This window comes from Sphingosinicella sp. BN140058, from assembly GCF_004135585.1.
GTDB lineage: Bacteria > Pseudomonadota > Alphaproteobacteria > Sphingomonadales > Sphingomonadaceae > Allosphingosinicella.
In genome coordinates this window covers 2,670,428-2,687,630 of the sequence record NZ_CP035501.1, presented here as the reverse complement: position 1 = coordinate 2,687,630, position 17,203 = coordinate 2,670,428, and the positions used below count along the sequence as shown (strand labels likewise).

Sequence of the window (17,203 nt, the reverse complement as noted above, 5' to 3'; positions counted from 1 at the left end):
AACGCCATGATCGAAGTCACCGCATTTCGCTGGGTACCGCCATTCGCCGCCGGGCTCGTCCGCGATCTCCGGGTCCGCTGGGCCCTGGAGGAAGCAGGACTCCCTTACCAAGCCAAGCTGATCGGCCAAGGCGATCAGGACAGCCCGGCCTACCGCGCGATCCAGCCGTTCGGGCAGGTTCCCGTGCTCGAGGAAGACGGCCTTACCCTGTTCGAATCGGGTGCGATCCTGCTCCACATCGGCGAACGCTCGGAGACGCTCCTGCCGAAGGATCCGGCGGCGCGCGGCCATGCCATCCAGTGGATCTTCGCGGCGCTCAACAGCATCGAGCCCCATGTCCAGAACCTGTCGCTGATCGATCTCTTCTACGCGAACGAGGAATGGGCGAAGCTCAGGCGGCCGGGCGCGTTGCAGATGGTGGAGCGCCGGCTCGATGCGCTCGCCGCGCGTCTGGGCAGCCGGGACTATCTCGACAGCGATCGCTTCACCGCGGGCGATCTGATGATGACGACGGTGCTCCGCCTCCTGCGCCACACCGATCTCGTCGAGCAGCGTCCCGCGCTCCACGCCTATCAGCAACGATGCGAATCACGCTCTGCCTTCCAGAAGGCACTGGCAGACCAGATCGCGCCGTTCGCCGAAAACGCACCGGTTTCCGAAGCCGCCGAGTAGAAGCTCATCATCTGAGGTCGGGGCGGCTAGCTCCGACCTGAGCTGTGCGCCAGCCTCTCGCCGCGCCCGACGCGGAAAAAGGCGCCTGCCGCTTGCGCGGGGACGCCTCTCAAGCCAGCTCGGCGCGAGGGGAGACCCCCTCGCAGGCCTTACTTGATCTTCGCTTCCTTGAACTCGACGTGCTTGCGCGCGACGGGGTCGTACTTGCGGAAGGTCATCTTCTCGGTGATGTTCCGCGGATTCTTCTTGGTCACGTAGAAGAAGCCGGTGTCGGCAGTGCTGACGAGCTTGATCTTGACGGTTGTCGGCTTGGCCATGACAGCCTCTTCAGATTGGAAATGGATGAAAAAAAGCGGCGCAGCCGCCGCTTTCATGCGGGGCTGCCTCTGCCCCGACGGCGACGGGATGTCAAGCCGCCCGTGGCGCGCCGCCCTGCGCAGTCACCCCTGCCCCAACCTTCATCGTCCGGTAACCATGTCGGCGCATGATGCCGGGGCAAGGCGGAGAGTGAGATGCAACACGGTCAAGATGCGATGCTGCTGGTCAGGGCGGAACTGTGCGACCGGCTGGAGACCCTCTCCAATCTGACCCGCCGCATCTCACCGCGCGACTTCGCCGCGCGGGTCGAGACGATTCGCACCCTCGCCGCCGCTTACGGGCTTACTCCGGTGGTGCGAGTCGCCGAAGCGCTCGAGCGCGCCGTCGGCGAAACCCCGTCGGACATTCGCGCCTGCCCGACCGCGTTGTACCTCACCCGTCTTCAGGATGCGATCGGCTGCACGGCATTGGACGAGAAGGCCAGCCAGGCACTGCTCGCCTCGGTATCGGTGCGGCTCGGCGCCTGAGCGCTTGGACGCGCTCCTCTCCGCCTTCGTCGCGGCCGGTCTCGCCGAGTGGGGCGACAAGACCCAGCTTCTCGTCGCGGCTCTGGCCGCGCGTCACGCCCGCCCTTGGCCGATCCTCGCCGGGATCGCGCTTGCGGCTTCCGTTCACGCCGCGGCCGCCGCGTTCGGCGGGATCGTTGTTCATGATTGGGTGACGATCCGGGCGCTGACCCTGCTCACCGCACTCGCGCTGCTGTTCGCCGGCGGCGCCGGCCTGTTCCCGCGCAAAGCGCCCAAGCTCCTGATCGGCGCACGCTGCGGCGCTTTCCTCGCAAGCTTCGCCTGCTTCTTCGTCGCCGAGTTCGGCGACAAGACCCAGTTCCTCACCTTCTCGATCGCGGCGCGTTTCGATTCGTTCGCGTTTGCCGCCGCCGGCGCGGTCGCCGGCGTGCTCACCGCCGCCTTGCCGGCGCTGCTGCTCGGCGCCCGCCTGACCGCGGTGGTACCGGTCAGGACCCTTCGCCTTGGCGCCGCCGCATCATTCCTGCTGTTCGGCTGCATCCTGGCGCTCAACGCTCTGATTCTCGTCTGATCATTGTTCTTTTACCGGTACCGGCGCTAAGAAGTTGATCCTACGGGCAGGGGGCTGCTGATGACGAGACGATGGCTTGCCGCCGCGCTTTCCGGCGCGGCGATGATGTTGACGATTGCAACCGGGGCGGCCTTTGCTGCACCGGAAAAGGCGGGCGCCGCCGGCAAACCCGTCCGGATTCCGACCGCGGAACTGGCGCGAACGCCGCTGATCTCGGCGCCGGCGCTGTCCCCCGACGGCAATCTGCTGCTGGCGACGCTCGGCACGCCGCGCGAATCGGTCCTCGGCATCATCGAACCGGCGACCGGCAAGATCACGCCGTTCCGGCTTCCCGACGGTTGGGAAATCGCCTCCTATCGCTGGGCGGGCAACGGCACTGTGCTGATCAGCGCGGGCAAGACGACCCCCTGGCTGGACGACGAAGCCTATATGACGCGGCTGCTGGCGTACGATGTCGCCACCGCCAAGACCCGCTTCGTCGGCAAGCGGGAGCAGGGCCTGGAAGGCGACGACATCCTTTATGTCGATCCGGACGGCAAGTGGCTGCTCCTGTCCATCCAACGCACCGTCTACGACTGGCCGTCGGTCTATCGAGTCGAGCTCGACGGAGACGGTTTCAAGCAGGTGGTCGCGCCGCGCACCGGCATCTGGGAATGGTATGCCGATACGAACGGCTTCGTACGCGCCGGCACCGGGATCGAGGGCGACAAATGGGTGATGGTCTATCGCAGCCCCGGCGCGAACCGCTTCCGCTATGCCGGCAAGGCACGGATCGACGACGTCAAGGCGTCGCTCGGGCTGCTTCGGTTCGGGCTCGACAGCGACAAGGGCTACATCCTGTCCAGCGAGAAGACCGGGCGCGACGCCGTCTATGAATTCGATTATGCGAACCTGCAGACCGGTGCGCTCGTCTTCGAGGCGCCGGAGAACGATGTCTCCGACTTCACCCTGAAGCCCGACGGCACCGGGATCAAAGCCGCTTATTATACCGACGTCCGCGATCGCGTGGTCTGGTTCGATCCCGAACGGAAGGAAGTTCAGGACGCGATCGACAAGGCGGTCGGCGAAAAGGAAGCCTGGATCGTGTCGCAGAGCCGCGACGGCCAGAAGATGGTCGTGCTGGTGACCGGCACCAACGATCCCGGAACCTATTACATCTTCCAGAACGCCGCCGGCGTAATGCAGCGCCTGGCGATGGTGAACGAGAAGGTGCGTGCCTACAAGCTCGCCGCATCGAAGCCGGTCGCCTACACCGCCCGCGACGGCCTGAAGATCCCTGCCTATCTGACCCTGCCCAACGGGCGCGAGCCGAAGAACCTGCCGCTGATCATCATGCCGCATGGCGGCCCCTACGGCGTTCGCGACCGCGGCGACTATGATCCGGAAGTCCAGCTTCTCGCCAATCGCGGCTATGCGGTACTTCAACCCAATTATCGGGGCTCGGAGAGCTACGGCCGGACGTTCGAGGACAAGGGCGCGGGCCAGTGGGGCCGCGCCATGCAGGACGATCTCGACGACGGCATGGACTGGCTGGTGAAGCAAGGCATCGCGGATCCCAAGCGCGTGTGCATCGTCGGATCCTCCTATGGCGGCTATGCGGCGATGTGGGGCGCGACCCGCAACCCCGAACGTTATCGCTGCGCGGCGAGCTTCGCCGGAGTGATGGACGTGCCGCGTCAGCTCAAATATTCGCGCGATTTCTTCATCAACGCGAAATCCGCGCGGAAGTGGAAGGACCGTGTCCGCGGCGAGCAGAGCTTCAACCTCAACGACATCTCGCCGATCGGCCAGGTGTCCAAGCTCTCCGTTCCGGTCCTCGTCACCCATGGCGACAAGGATCAGCGAGTCCCTCTGAAGCAGTCCGCGCTGTACGCGAAGGCGCTCGAGAAGGCCGGCAAGCCTTTCGAATATCACGTCTATCCGGGCGAGGGCCACGGCCTCACCAATCCCGACAACCGCAAGGATTATTTCGACCGGCTCGAAGCCTTTCTGGCCAAGCACAATCCGGCCGATTGACGATGCGCTGCGCGGGCGCGGGAAACCGCGGCCGCGCGGATCGTTACGGACGCGATGCGCGACTTTTCCCAGCTTCTCGACGCCCTCGTCTACACGCGTTCGCGCAACGGCAAGCTGAAGCTGATCGGCGACTATCTTCGCCGCACCCCGGATCCGGACCGCGGCTATGCGCTCGCCGCGCTGACCGGCGAGCTCGACCTGCCGGCGGTGAAGAGCGCCGCGATCCGCGGCATCGTCGAGGCGCGCGTCGACCCGGCTCTGTTCTACATGAGCTACGATTATGTCGGCGATCTCGCGGAGACCGCCTCCCTGTTGTGGCCGAAGCAGGCCGAACAGCCGCCCGAGATCGACGACGGCAGCCTGCGGATCTCGGCCGTGATCGAGCGGCTGCAGAGCCTCGGGCGGGCCGAGGCGCCGGGCGCGCTCGCCGGGATGCTCGACCATCTGGATGCGAGCGGCCGCTACGCCCTGCTCAAGCTCGCCACCGGCGAACTCCGCATCGGCGTCTCGGCGCGCCTCGCCAAGACCGCGCTCGCGCAGGCTTTCGGTCTCGATGTCGATGCGGTGGAGGAAGTGTGGCACGGCATCGGACCGCCCTATCTGCCGTTGTTCGCCTGGGCGGAGGGCCGAGGCATCCAGCCGACGTCGGAGAACGTGCCCGTTTTCCGGCCCTTCATGCTGGCGCATCCGCTCGAGGACCTGCGGGTGTCGCTGGTCGATTATGCCGCCGAGTGGAAGTGGGACGGCATTCGAGTCCAGATTGTCGGAGTTGCCGGCCAGACCCGGCTCTACAGCCGCGCGGGCGACGATATCACCGGCAGCTTCCCGGAAGTGGCCGAGGCCTTCGCGCATGACGGAGTGCTCGACGGCGAATTGCTGGTCAAAGGCGAGGCGCAGGGGGCGGACGAGCATGGCGGTGCCGCCGCAAGCTTCAACGCGCTCCAGCAAAGGCTCGGCCGCAAGGCGGTTTCGGCCAAGATGCTGCGCGACTATCCCGCATTCGTCCGGCTGTACGACATCCTGTTCGACGGCCGCGAGGATCTTCGCCAGCAGCCCTGGGACGCGCGCCGCCAACGGCTGGAACGCTTCGCTGCCGACCTTGATGCCGACCGCTTCGACGTGTCGGCTTTGATCGAAGCGGCGGATTTCGAAGCGCTCGAGGAGATCCGGGCCGGTGCCCGCGACGTCGCCATCGAAGGCGTGATGCTGAAGCGCCGCGACAGCTTGTATCTACCGGGCCGAAAGACGGGCCTGTGGTACAAGTGGAAGCGCGATCCGCTCACCGCCGATTGCGTCCTGATGTACGCGGCGCGCGGCAGCGGCAAGAGATCGTCTTATTATTCCGATTTCACCTTCGGCTGCTGGACTCCGGAGGGCGAGCTGTCGCCGGTCGGCAAGGCCTATTTCGGATTCACCGATGAAGAGTTGATGTGGCTCGATCGATTCGTCCGCAACAACACGCTTCAGCGCTTCGGCCCGGTACGCGAGGTCGAGAAGAGCCTGGTGCTCGAAGTGGCGTTCGATTCGCTGCACGAATCGAAGCGCCACAAGTCTGGCCTCGCGATGCGCTTTCCCCGGATCTCGCGGATACGCCGCGACAAGCCCGCCGCCGAGGCCGACACGATCGAAGGCCTGAAGCGGCTGGTCACGTGACGACCGCCGTCGCGGCGGCCTGGCCGCCGCGACGCTTAGAAGGGCAGCCAGCGATTCTTCTGGCTGAAGCGCATGTAGCCGGCATTGACGCCGAGCCGGGCGCCGACGCCCAGGCGCACCGGGATCAGCACGACGTCGCCGCGGCGCAGGTAGCTCGCCGTGAATCCGCCGACGACATAGGCATTGCCCTCGGCCGCCGGGTAGCGACGGAAGATCCGTTCGCCGTCGTGAAGGTTGTAGACGAGCACGAACACCTTGCTGGCGTCGGCGCCGAAATCGAAGCCGATCGACGGGCCGGTCCAGAAGATCGGCCGGTCGCCCTCGACCTGATGATGGAGCGTGCCCGAGCCGTAGCGGACCCCGGCGACGAAGGCGCCGCCGGCCTCACGGCCGGTGATATAGGCGCTCGGTTCGCCCTGGTCCTTGAGCAATTTCTCGATCATGTCGGCAAGGCCCTCGGCGCCCTTGCCGAACACGCCTTCGGCCGCGGTGAACACGTCCTTGCGCGGCACGGTGTCGCCGCGCGAAGCCGCGCTCGCGCGCTGGCTCGCGCTCCCGCTCTGGCTGTCATAGGTCTCGGGTGTCGCCGTGGTGGTGGTGGCGGTCGCCGAGTCCCCGGTCTCGCCAGTGTCGCCGGCATCGACCGGCGCCCATTCCCCCGATGGCGCCGGCTGCGATTCGGCGGCGCTGTTGGGGTCGACATTGGTGATCTGGGCGCCGGCGGCACCGGCGCCCCCGAGCGCGAACGCCGCCGCAGCGGCGAGCGTCAAAAGATGAGTCTTGAACATGTTAAGCCCCTCGGCCCCGCAAATTTGGTTAGCGAAGGGTAACCGCCGCCAGGTTTCATCACAATGAATGGAGGCCGATCGCGCGATGGGCCGAATCGATATCGAGCCGGAACGACATGAAAGCTTCACAACCGTGTTCACGACCGGTTGAACCGCGGCCAAGCCCTCGCTATAGCCGCGCTTCGGCGCATCCGGAGACGTGGGTGAGTGGCTGAAACCAGCGGTTTGCTAAACCGCCGTAGGGGGATTACTCCTACCGAGGGTTCGAATCCCTCCGTCTCCGCCAAGATCATGCGTCACGCCGTCTCACCGCATTCCATCTAACCGGCTCTACCTAATGGGCGTTCTCGTTCTGTTGCATCCATGCGTCGCTTGCTGTCTCATCGCAACTCGACTAGGAATGGGGAACGAAATTCCCTGATCGGGAGCTAGGGCATGAAGCGCAATGCGCTCACCGTGGCGACGGTGAAGACCAAGAAGGCCGCCGTCTAAACGGCTGCGCGAGCAGGCCGCCCGCGCGAAGCACATCGACGATCGGCGCGCCGCGGGTTTGGCGGCGATCCTAACCGAGCTGGAGGGGATCGACCGATTGAGGCGGCTCATCGCCATCCTGAAAGCCGATGCGCCTTCCGATCCACCCGAACGTGTCTCGACATTCCTCCAGTGGGCAGCCGGTCACCTGGAAGCCCGGGAGAGCGGCCTGGCCGCCGAGGTTCTCAATCTGCGGTTTGAACGCGAGAGACTTTTTCGGCGACTCCGACGATTACGGGTACTATCGTCGGGATCGGTGAGGCCTCACCATCTTGTCCGCTTTGAGGACCTGTGGATCTCTCCGTCTGTTGCTAGTGTTCCCTATGGTATTCGCTCCGATCATGGTAGCCAAAAGCTGCTCTTGGGGATCATCGGCACGATCATTACCGTCGGAGCACTTACGAGCCTTGGTCAGGAGCCCCCCCCCGGCGAACGCCTCCCCGGCCGATGTCTCGACAAACTTCTCGACCGCTTTCGAGGTCGACGCGAACGGAGTCGATCCCGTGACCGCCTGCGCTGCTCGAGGAGTGGCCTACTTCAAAGAGATCGGTTCCTATCCGGTGTTATATTCCGCGCCCGACGCGGGCAGAGCGGCTGAGGACGTCGCGATGGAACGCTGCCAGCGAGCCACAATGGCGGTCCCCCGCTGACTGGTCATGCGGGCTCGCTCGAGCCTCTCTTCTCGCGGGTTAGCTTGCCCTTCATTCTCTGTAACTGCCGCTCCGCGTGTTGAGGGATAATCCGAGCGAACGCGTATCCATCGGGATGCAGGGGGAAGCTAAATAGGCTCTCCCGAACCACGGCGAGCGCGCCTTTCGGATACCGCCCCATTCGCCCGCCCTGAATCGATCCGACTTCTAGGCGATCCAATACCATCACAAGTGAACCGTTCGGGCGAACTCGTAGGCCGGTCTCGTTTCTGTCGATGAAGAGGCCACGAGCGAACCTAACGAGTTCGTCTGTAAAGTCGGCTTCAAGCGCGATCCTGCCCGCTTCCGTTCGGATGCTCAGGCGCGTCCCTTCGTACCGGTAATCCCAAACCTGTGTTGAGACTGACAAAGAACCGTGATCAACCCGGAGCAGGGTTCGACCCTCGTCGTCGGTTAGGCGGGCTGAGAACGTCACTCCCCCCTCCTCATGATGCACAGTTAGGAAGCTGTTCCCATTAATCGAGAGCACGTGAAAGTCTTCCCCGCCCTCGCCGTCTTTAACTATCAGATTTCCCAGATGGGTCTCAATGGCTTCCCCACGCGCGAGGGCGTAACCGGGCGTCATCCCGCGGCGGAGGTTGTGCGGGTTGGCTCGCCGGGCCGCTACGGAATTTCTGCTGAGACGCCCGGAGGTCTTGTCTTGGTGGTGATTGGGGCAAAGAAGCGCCAGATTTTCGACCGCGTGCTCTCCTCCCTCTGCAAACTCCACAATGTGGTCGTAGTGGAAGATGGGCATGCCGCATACGACGCAGCCGAACCCGCAGCTCCGGCGGACTTCGCGCTTCACTGCTTCGGGTATCGTTCGAGACCGGCCCTTCATCGAGAGAGCACCGGCATCGGGTTCACGTGCTGGCTACCCAGCGCAAGCACACCCCTTACCCTTATGGCAGGTCTTATCCCGAGCGATGCAGCTGTCTCCGCAGGCCTTCCCTTTGGAGCAGACCTTGCAGCAGGCGAAGCCGGGCGCGGCATAGGCCGCACCGCTCAGGCGCGGGTTCAACGATGACGGGCCGAGCACGAGCGTGAGCGCCGCGGCTAGCACTGAGAAACGCTTCATGATCTTCCCTCAAGCTCGAAGCTGCCGACAGGTGTTCTAGCTAGGGTAGGACCTAGTCGTACATCGGATCCATACGGAGAGCATCGAAATCGAGACGTTCGGCTTTAGGGCCGGCTAGTCCGACGCTCGTAGCGCATTTGCCAGCACGGGGAGGGCCGTATCGTCATAGAACCCACCACCCCATCACGGCCTTTCCAGATTGAGAGGCCCTGCAACCCGCCAACATTCTATCATTGGTCGCCCCCTCAGTGTACGCAATCACGGCGCTCAGACAATAATAATCAAGTTGAACCTTGCCCCACCCTCGTAATCGTGGAATTGCACGGCCCGTGATAACGCATCTAGTGCATAGAACGGAAGCATATTGCTGTCCTGTATCGTCGATGTGTCATATACAACGTTATAATTGAGGGGCGGAAGCCAGGAGAGGTCTTCGAGCTGGTCACTTAGTGCCGCAAGTGCATGCTTCGCACCTTTTGGAAACTTGAAGAAAGATTCCAATTTATTAGCGATCTCCTCCCAGTCCGCATCCTTGGAAGGGCTGAGCACCACAACCCGGAACCCAGACCCTTGCTCCTCGATCTCTCGTAAAATGCATTTAGCTTGGCCTCGCGGCCTTACTATTACCACACCGGATGAGCGGGTCGACGTTCCCAGATCAGGTAAGATTGGTGTAGCCATTCTGCCTCCTTGAAGGTCGCCATCAGTGCGCCGGTGGTACGACTATGATCGGCATGAACCATGAATAGTGAGATGGTGTGTACCAAACCACCCCGAAATTTCCCGAGTCAACAACAATCCTCCTGTCCCCTTTCGTGGGATCGCCCGGCGTAGGAACGACAGCCTCGTAGTATCTTCCCGTCGGCCGAGGAAGAAACGCGTGCGGCCCCCTATTTTCATAGGGCTTCAAGAAGACCGCCTTATTCTGATTGGGGAACGCAGACTTGAGCTGGTCTCTCACGATGGCGAAAACTTGCCTCACCGACGATAGCTCAGAGGACGATGGAGCATAGTTTCCAGATTGCAATGTGGGATCCCATGGGAGGGGGATTTGCGTTGGGAAGCGTCTGGTCGTGCCCGGAGTAGGACCTCCAACAAAGCTGCTTTGCCATACGATTACTGGAGGCGCATAGATTGTTATGGCACCGCCGGGCCCAGCTAATCCGGACGGGGGATTGTTGCAGAACTTGAGGCAATACGACCCACCCGCACCGCCGCCCCATCCGCCTCCGCCGCCTCCCCACGCCAGTGGCGATGATACGCTGAGATGTCTAGCAATACCGCTCCCGCCTTCACAGTTTGCTTCAATGTGAGACCCCGTACATTGAGTTCCAGTCGGATCCGTGAGATTGACTGGATCTCCTCGTACGTAGCTGTACGCATTTAGTCCATCTTCATACCCGATTGGATCCGTCTGCAGGAACCTGCCGATCGTGGGTGAGTAGATGCGTGCCTTGAAATTGTACATTCCGATCTCGGGTAGCCACACTTGGCCCGTGTAGCCGAAACGCCCACGATTGTTCGGGTCTGGAATGCCGTACTCATCGTATCTGTTGATTTGCTGCACCGTACCCGCTCCATCGCTCCAAGCGATGACCGATCCGCGCTCGTCTGCATGCAAATAGCGTCGATCGCTTGTGCCGGCTCCTTCGTACCAGACGATCGGCTCGTCGGTACCAGGGCCGAACACGTATCGACGCTCGATGGGCGTGCCGGCAACGTTCGTGCGCTCGGCAATGAGATCAACGCCATCGTAGCTGAACAGCTTGCCGCCGATGGAGGAGAGATTGCCAAGCGGGTCATAACCGATCGTCTCGGTGCCGGCCTTGGCGAGGCGGCTCTCGGTGGTATATTGGTACGTCTTCACCCCGTCGGAGGTGAGGTTGCCCTTCCAATCGTAGGTGAGCGCCGTTCCGTTGACCTTCGTATATTGGTTGAGGCCGTTCGTCTCGACCGTCTGGTTCGTGGCCCCGGCCCAGGAATAGAGATCGTTCGAGCGGGTGTTGCCAACGATTTGCCCTGCCGGATTGTAGCTGAAACTAAGCGTTAGATCCGCAGCGGTACCCGCCATGTTCTGAGCGAGCGTCTGGAGATTCCCATTTCCATAGACATAACCGGTCGTGGTGAAATTCCCACGCGTGATGCTTTTGCGACGGCCCAATGCGTCATAATCGTAACGGGCCAGCTCCTGCGTAACTCCGGTCGTGCAATTGACCTCGCTGATCGTCAGCGCTTCGCCCGTGTTCAGATAATCGTAGCCGATGCACAAGTCGGGCCAGCGCATGCTCTTGCGTGCGCCGTTCGCATAATAAGCGAAGGTAATCGCGGGAGTCGTCCCATCCTGCTGGCTGGTCTTGCGGCCGAGTGCATCATATCCGAATGTTCGCGTTTGCCCGAGGCCATCCGACGCCGTCTTGAGCCGCCCGAGATTGTCGTACGTGTAGGTGATGTTCGTTTCGAGCGGGGCCAGATTTGAGAAGCTCTTCCCCTTGACCCTGCCGAGGCTGTCGTAGTTGAAATAGATCCATTTGCTGTCGCGCAAGCGCTTGCTGGCGACGAGGTCAGACGAACGCGTTCCTCCGGCGACGCTTTCGTAATCGAGCTGCTCATAGTCGATCGCATTGCCGGCGTTCGATCCCTTGGCTGCCATGGGATAATAGGTGCGGAAAAGGCGACTGTGACCGTCGTAATCATAGATGGTCGCATTGTTTTCGCCGTCGGTTATGCTTCTGACGAGGCCGTTGTCGGTGTACGTCGTTTTGGCATCGAGGGTTTGCACGCCAGCGACGCCGCCGGCACTCCATTGCTCGATCACCCGGCTCGCTGCATCATAGACCACCACGTCAACGCGGTCAGGCCCGTACGGGCCAATGTTAGAATCAGGCAAGCAGACGTCCGTGGCGAGGCCAAAACGTGCCGGGTTCATGCGAAACGCTGTGCATGCCGGACGTCCCAGAGCGTCATATTTCGTCTCCGTGCGGGAAACGACTGTCGAGCCGACGCTCGACGTCTGGACGACCGGACGCCCATTCGCGTCGTACACGGTGTCCGCGCTCTCGAGCGAGATCATGTTGACGAAATGTGACGGCTCCTGACCATAGGCCGTGCCGACTTCGACCCTTGTAGGAAGACCATTCGTGTACGTGTTGCGGACTGCCCTGTAGGCCATGGATCCAGCGCCGTCCGGATCGGGTGACACCGAGCCCACTACCTGGCGCGCGCCATTGTAGAAATAGCGGGTCACGTCCACGTTCCCCGGTAGAGGTCCATTAACCGTCTGCACGTTGCCGATCGGGTCGAATGTCGTGGTGGTCACTGACGTTAAACTAGCGGTGAGCGGCCCATCCCCGCTGGTCACGCTCGTGACGTTTCCGTTCGCATCGTAGGTGTAATCCGTGCGGGTCTCGTCAGTGGTACCGGCGCACTGCGCCGCCACCCCGTTCAATGCCGCTTGCTGGGTCTGGCAGGCGCGGACCGACTGGAGTTGGTATTCTCCGTTGGTGAGTTGGTAGATGTAACGCGTCTGCGGACGCGGCGCGTTCGCGACCGGCGCTTGCAGGGTGACGGACGTCACACCGCCGTGCGTCGGGTCATAGGTATAGCTCGTCGTTTGGCCCCTGGCATCCGTGGTGGTGAGGGGCTGGTTGCAGGTGACAGGATTCGTGCAATTCGGCTCATACGTCGCCGAGGTGACGACCGGAAGAGCGGTCCATCCTGGCTTGGTGACGCGTTGCGTTTGCGTGATATTGCCGCGGGCATCGTAAGTGAACTGGGTGTAATTACCCTCGGGCTGGGTGATGCGCTCAACGCGCCCCGCGCTGTCGTAGGAATAGCCGATCCCCGGTTTCGCCGGCTCGTTGGCAAGCCTAGGGAAGTATACAGCGGTTGGACGACCCGTCACGAGATCAGAAACGACAGTCTGAACGAGGGTATTGCCGTTCACGACGTTGGAGATGTTCATCGTAGCGGTGTTGCCGGAGACCGTTCGCGCGTAGGTGGTCGTCACCCCTGAGTTCGTCACTGAGCTCACTTGCCCAGCATTGCCGACCGTCGCGGAGAGCGTGTCCTGGGCAGCGCCGGGGCGTCGTATCGCATAATTCGGGCCGTTGGTTACGTGCCAGACGTTACTGCCCGTGTCCGTGATGTCCGTGCCGCCTGATTGAGGATATGTGTAGGTGACGCTGGCTAGAGCCGAGGAACCGACCACATTGTTGTAGAACTTCGCTCCTGTACGGCGATAGAAGCTCGTAGGCGGATTGCCGCTTCCGCTTGCGGCCCCTTCATAACTGAATTCTATAGAGTAACCAAAGCTGTTGGCTACTCTAGTAATGCGTGGCGTATACGTACAGTCTGGCGGCACATCCAGAATATCAGAAGGAATACACAGCGACCAGAATTCATATTCCAGATTTACAGTAATGCCATCTGGTGACCTGATACTGGTTGGTATCAACATGCAATTACTCTGCTCGGAATCATTGCAGAAGTTGCTTATGGGGGTATCGCCGCCGCTTGGATCTCCGAAGTTAATGACACTGCCGTCCGAGGTGCGATATGCGTAAGACGCATCGCCGCCGATAAGAACTGCTCCGCGCGCCTCAGCTCCTGGGAACTTATCAACCCGAGTGCCAAGAACAACCCGAATGCCAGAACTGCTCTTTTCAAGTCGGATGTTGTCCCACTGACTAGTTCCCCGCTGGCTGTATGAGCCAATACTTCCTACCATCCGTAGAAGCGCAAGCTCAGCTTGCCCTGTCCCGATTGAGCCTTCCTTGAAGCTCGTGACGAAGTCTCCTCCAACGACGTCCACGCCATTGGAGTCGAGGTGTCTGAACGTCGGCAAATTCGTCTGAGCGTAAGAGGGGTCCGCGAGCATCGTAGTGGCAAGAAGGGCGCACGAAAGCGCGCCGGCCCGACGGGTCGTCGTCATTGATCATTCTCCGATGTGGAGGGGCAGCGCTTGCCGCCGGAAAGGGAAAGCGGTGGAGGGCTTATTACCCAGCCGGTTTAGTAACCGTGACCGTCGCGCGGTTGTTCGCCTTGTCGTGCGTATAATCAGCCTTGACGCCGTTATTGACAGTGCCGCTACGCTCGACCTTTACCAGACGGCCTTTGGCGTCGTAAGTGTACTTGATGGTCTCGGTGGCATACGCGAGCGCAGGAAGCGCTACAGCGGCTACTGTGGCAAGGATCAGTCTGGCCGTATGTACTCGATTTTTCATGAAGCCCCCTTCAATCGCGAAAGCAATCGAGCACGCCAGCAAGGTTCGTGTCAATGGCGGCAGCCCATGATTTGTATCTCCAAAATGGATGTTTCCCGGCAATGAGGGTGCTGCCGCTGACGCCGCTCGCGCTCGATTACCACACCGCCGTAACGCTACTTAGGAAGTGACGCGCTAAGTCACGCACATCAGCTGCGAGGGGAAGGCCGCGGCGAGCGAGCAGACATCATCTGTCTCTCTCCGGAGCCAACGATCCTCATCCTCCTCATGCAGGATGACTGGGCAAGCCTTGGGGTGAACCCGGCCGACGATGTGCGTCGAGGGATCGCCCTCGTAACCACAGGTGAGGAATGCAAACGCCTTGCCTGTCTCGGTTGGTCGCCATACGCCCGCAAAAGAGAAGATCGGCCGCGAGGGCACCGAGAACCAGCGCGCCAGCTTCGAGCCTTTCTCGCCCTCCCACTCACAGAAGTCCGTCACCGGCACCAGGCAGCGCTTTGCCGGGTCCTCGAGCGACGATCGCCAGAACGGGCTCGAGAGGTTGCGAACGTTGGTGACCTTCTTGTCCAGCATCTTGCCGCTTGCACCGCGGACTTTGGTCGGAAAGCCCCATGCCGCGGTGTCGAGCACGCGCTGCCCAACTTCCTCCCGAACCATCCACCCGATGCGATCGGGGAAGAGCTCGGGCGGCGGGAGCGGCGTCGGCTCAGGCATGACTATCGCGGGATCGATGCCGAACCGCAGGGCAAGCTCCTCCTGCTTCGCGCTCATCCTGTAACGGTTGCACATGCCAAGACCTCCCCCAATCAGCAAAACTCAGGGATGGCCTGCGGGGAAGCTCCCCGCAAACGCCAGGCATGTCTTCAAAGCCGCCGGATCAGTCGCAGTAGGTGGTGACACCGTACTTCTGGCAAGTGCGCGACCTACCGTTAGCGTCCCGGATGTAGGTCGTGTTGCCATAGGTCTGAGCGCTGGAGCCGTTCGGGCCGTAGGTGGTGTTGCCCTGCCGCTGATACGTCGAGCCATTTGGTCCGTAGGTCGTGTTGCCGAACCTCTGGTAGGTCGATCCGTCGGAGCCGAAGGTGGTGTTGCCCTGGCGCTGATAGGTCGTCCCGTTCGAGCCGAAGGTCGTATTGCCGAAGCGCTGGTAGGTGGTGGATTGCGCCACTGCACCTGTGCCGATGACCAGCGCCGCAGTGGCGAGGACCGCGCGAAGCTTCATCCTGACTCTCCCTGTTGGAGTCGTTGGCTACGCGTTACGCATTCTTAGCATGACCAATGATCGCTTACTGCAACCGAATACCAGATGGGCGCTGGGGCTGCTCAAGCCATGGTTGAGAGCTGACCTCAAAATAGGACTGGTCATTTTGCCAGATTCTGCGGATGATCTACTTAGAGCTCCCGAGTGACGTCGTAGAAAGTCGAGGGGCTCGATTCATTATCCTCATGGAGGGAATTATGAACGGCGGAACGACAAGACCCCTATACGACCTTCCAGGAGAAGACCGGTTTTCGCAGGTCGAGCCCGCCGCTGGCTATTGGAATCACTGCCCAATCCTGAACTCGTTATCGACTCGCGAAATCCGAGATGAGGTCGGCTCTGCGCCGCAATACCCGGAGAGTCCTGCTGCAGAACTTCAGATTTTGCGAGAATTGAATTCCCATAGAGATGATGCAGGATTTTTGGCTGCCGACACTCGGAATCCGCTCAGCTCCTTTCTGACGGACCCCAGATATTTCCGGTTTGCGCCGGCGGGTGCGGTTCTCCGAGCTGGTGCCAGAGGTGGCGCTAAGCCCATCGAGACGGGCCTAGAGCTCGCCACTCTATTCGAAGCCGAGACACCCGGGCTTTGGCATCGGCATGTGCTGAATGTGCTGTTTGACCCACGCGACCCGACTGGGCCAGCGTCTCTGTCACCTCCACGGCAAGCGTTGGTTTGGGCTGCTCTTGACCTCGCCATTTCCAACGCACTGATCGCGGCGTGGTACTACAAATGGCTGCGCGGCGACGAGGAGCAACGGATTAAATATCGTCCACGGCCCTACGAGCTCGACCATAGCTTCGACGTTTTGTTCTCGTCACGGCCGATGTTCAACGCAGACGGCTTTTTCGTAGATCGTGATCCCGCCGTACCGCGTGATTTGCCAAACCCTTCGCCGGGTACCCCGCGCCACCCTGCTTACCCGTCGGGGCACAGCACCTATTCAGCAGCAGCAAGCGAGGTTCTGGCATGCCTCTTCCCAGACTTTAGAGACGACTTCGAAAAACTTGCGAACAATATTGGGTGGGCACGATTGTGGGGCGGCGTGCATTGGCTTTCGGATCACACATTCGGGCAGCAGGTCGGGCTTGCAGTGGCCCGCTTGATCATCGAGCAGTTGAACGCAACGGGCATCGGTGAGAGGTCAAGCGCACCTCTAAATCCTCCTACACCAGATACCGTGGAGCGTGACGCTTCCGCGTTCGCGCGTAGCTGCGATTCGGCCATCAGCGAGTTCCGTAATGGTGTTTGGCGGCGCGATCAGGTTCATTCCATCCAAAACTTGGTGTAATCACCGAACCAGTGCGGCGGGCGGGATCCCCGCTCCGCCCGCTGACGCGACCTCCAACCTTTTCCAGCCGCCGTTCATGAGCTTCGGCGACGTTCAGGCAGAGCCTTGGACCCCGGTAGCAATGGCAATGCACCTGTCCATGAAGCCGCTCTCGAACCGGGTGGGGCCGTCATCGTCGACCAGGGGCACCATGCCGGCGCACTGAAGCAGAGCCCGATTTACGTCGTCACCGCCTGGCTGCCCCTCCGCGGCGAAACTGCGCCCGTTGCTCGCCATGTAGTGAGATAAGGCAGCTAAGCGGAAGTGACAGGACATGCCCAGAACTGCGCCTTGGCCTATGGTGTACCCCGATCCCTGCAAGTCGTCGGCAACAGCCGCCACCATCTCCACGACGGTGTTCGCGTCCGTAGCAAGCTCAATGGCCTTCGATGCGTGTAGCAGGAGCTCCACGCTTACGGGCACCTGATTGACCTGCTCGATCAGGCTCGGCGTCGCGCCCGACTCGACCGCTGCCTTCGTCCGCTTGGGCATCGCTGCTCTGCGCCGTCCACGTGTGAGAACAGCCCGTGGGGCCCGCCCGGCTAG

At 61.8% G+C, this 17,203-nt stretch carries 15 protein-coding genes and 1 tRNA gene; 7 read left to right on the top strand and 9 right to left on the bottom strand.

The window, feature by feature from the left end:
- Positions 1–6 precede the first annotated feature (6 nt).
- Positions 7–672 carry a glutathione S-transferase family protein gene (locus ETR14_RS12190; protein WP_129384853.1) on the top strand — a complete coding sequence of 222 codons (666 nt, stop codon included), beginning with the start codon at positions 7–9 and terminating at the stop codon, positions 670–672.
- 149 nt (positions 673–821) lie between these two features.
- Here the strand turns inward: ETR14_RS12190 and rpmG are convergent, their stop codons facing one another.
- A complete protein-coding gene (gene rpmG / locus ETR14_RS12185) occupies positions 822–989 on the bottom strand; it encodes a 50S ribosomal protein L33 (RefSeq protein ID WP_008602901.1) in 168 nt (55 codons plus the stop codon).
- Positions 990–1,184: 195 nt separating this feature from the next.
- Here rpmG and ETR14_RS12180 point away from each other — a divergent pair, with 195 nt between their 5' ends.
- The 4 genes from ETR14_RS12180 to ETR14_RS12165 are packed head-to-tail and all read left to right on the top strand — an operon-like array spanning position 1,185 to position 5,757.
- Positions 1,185–1,517: a hypothetical protein gene (locus tag ETR14_RS12180; protein ID WP_129384851.1), complete on the top strand. Its 333-nt coding sequence runs from the start codon at positions 1,185–1,187 to the stop codon at positions 1,515–1,517.
- Positions 1,518–1,521: 4 nt separating this feature from the next.
- A complete protein-coding gene (locus ETR14_RS12175; protein WP_165356418.1) occupies positions 1,522–2,088 on the top strand; it encodes a TMEM165/GDT1 family protein in 567 nt (188 codons plus the stop codon).
- A gap of 60 nt (positions 2,089–2,148) precedes the next feature.
- Positions 2,149–4,104: a S9 family peptidase gene (locus ETR14_RS12170; RefSeq protein WP_129384848.1), complete on the top strand. Its 1,956-nt coding sequence runs from the start codon at positions 2,149–2,151 to the stop codon at positions 4,102–4,104.
- Positions 4,105–4,158: 54 nt separating this feature from the next.
- Complete coding sequence (locus ETR14_RS12165) at positions 4,159–5,757, top strand: cisplatin damage response ATP-dependent DNA ligase (RefSeq protein ID WP_129384846.1); 1,599 nt, start codon at positions 4,159–4,161, stop codon at positions 5,755–5,757.
- 35 nt (positions 5,758–5,792) lie between these two features.
- On the opposite strand, the gene ETR14_RS12160 is transcribed toward ETR14_RS12165, so the two are convergent.
- Positions 5,793–6,545, bottom strand: a complete 753-nt coding sequence (locus ETR14_RS12160; RefSeq protein WP_129384844.1) for a DUF1134 domain-containing protein — start codon at positions 6,543–6,545, stop codon at positions 5,793–5,795.
- A gap of 193 nt (positions 6,546–6,738) precedes the next feature.
- Between ETR14_RS12160 and ETR14_RS12155 the strand changes: the two genes are divergently transcribed.
- A tRNA-Ser gene (locus ETR14_RS12155) sits at positions 6,739–6,831 on the top strand.
- 899 nt (positions 6,832–7,730) lie between these two features.
- On the opposite strand, the gene ETR14_RS12150 is transcribed toward ETR14_RS12155, so the two are convergent.
- From ETR14_RS12150 to ETR14_RS12125, 6 genes are all read right to left on the bottom strand, one after another.
- Complete coding sequence (locus tag ETR14_RS12150) at positions 7,731–8,573, bottom strand: HNH endonuclease (protein ID WP_165356417.1); 843 nt, start codon at positions 8,571–8,573, stop codon at positions 7,731–7,733.
- 537 nt (positions 8,574–9,110) lie between these two features.
- Positions 9,111–9,524 carry a hypothetical protein gene (locus ETR14_RS12145; RefSeq protein ID WP_129384840.1) on the bottom strand — a complete coding sequence of 138 codons (414 nt, stop codon included), beginning with the start codon at positions 9,522–9,524 and terminating at the stop codon, positions 9,111–9,113.
- A gap of 22 nt (positions 9,525–9,546) precedes the next feature.
- Positions 9,547–13,773 carry an RHS repeat-associated core domain-containing protein gene (locus ETR14_RS12140; RefSeq protein WP_129384838.1) on the bottom strand — a complete coding sequence of 1,409 codons (4,227 nt, stop codon included), beginning with the start codon at positions 13,771–13,773 and terminating at the stop codon, positions 9,547–9,549.
- 64 nt (positions 13,774–13,837) lie between these two features.
- A complete protein-coding gene (locus ETR14_RS12135; protein ID WP_243455883.1) occupies positions 13,838–14,065 on the bottom strand; it encodes a hypothetical protein in 228 nt (75 codons plus the stop codon).
- A 174-nt stretch (positions 14,066–14,239) separates the two neighbouring features.
- Positions 14,240–14,836, bottom strand: coding sequence for an SOS response-associated peptidase family protein (locus tag ETR14_RS12130; protein WP_243455882.1), 597 nt, complete (start codon positions 14,834–14,836; stop codon positions 14,240–14,242).
- Positions 14,837–14,942: 106 nt separating this feature from the next.
- Positions 14,943–15,287 carry a hypothetical protein gene (locus ETR14_RS12125; protein WP_129384837.1) on the bottom strand — a complete coding sequence of 115 codons (345 nt, stop codon included), beginning with the start codon at positions 15,285–15,287 and terminating at the stop codon, positions 14,943–14,945.
- A 236-nt stretch (positions 15,288–15,523) separates the two neighbouring features.
- Here ETR14_RS12125 and ETR14_RS12120 point away from each other — a divergent pair, with 236 nt between their 5' ends.
- On the top strand, positions 15,524–16,618 hold the full coding sequence (locus tag ETR14_RS12120; protein ID WP_206186028.1) for a phosphatase PAP2 family protein: 1,095 nt from the start codon (positions 15,524–15,526) through the stop codon (positions 16,616–16,618).
- Between the two features lie 93 nt (positions 16,619–16,711).
- On the opposite strand, the gene ETR14_RS12115 is transcribed toward ETR14_RS12120, so the two are convergent.
- A complete protein-coding gene (locus tag ETR14_RS12115; RefSeq protein ID WP_129384834.1) occupies positions 16,712–17,149 on the bottom strand; it encodes a hypothetical protein in 438 nt (145 codons plus the stop codon).
- Positions 17,150–17,203: the final 54 nt, after the last annotated feature.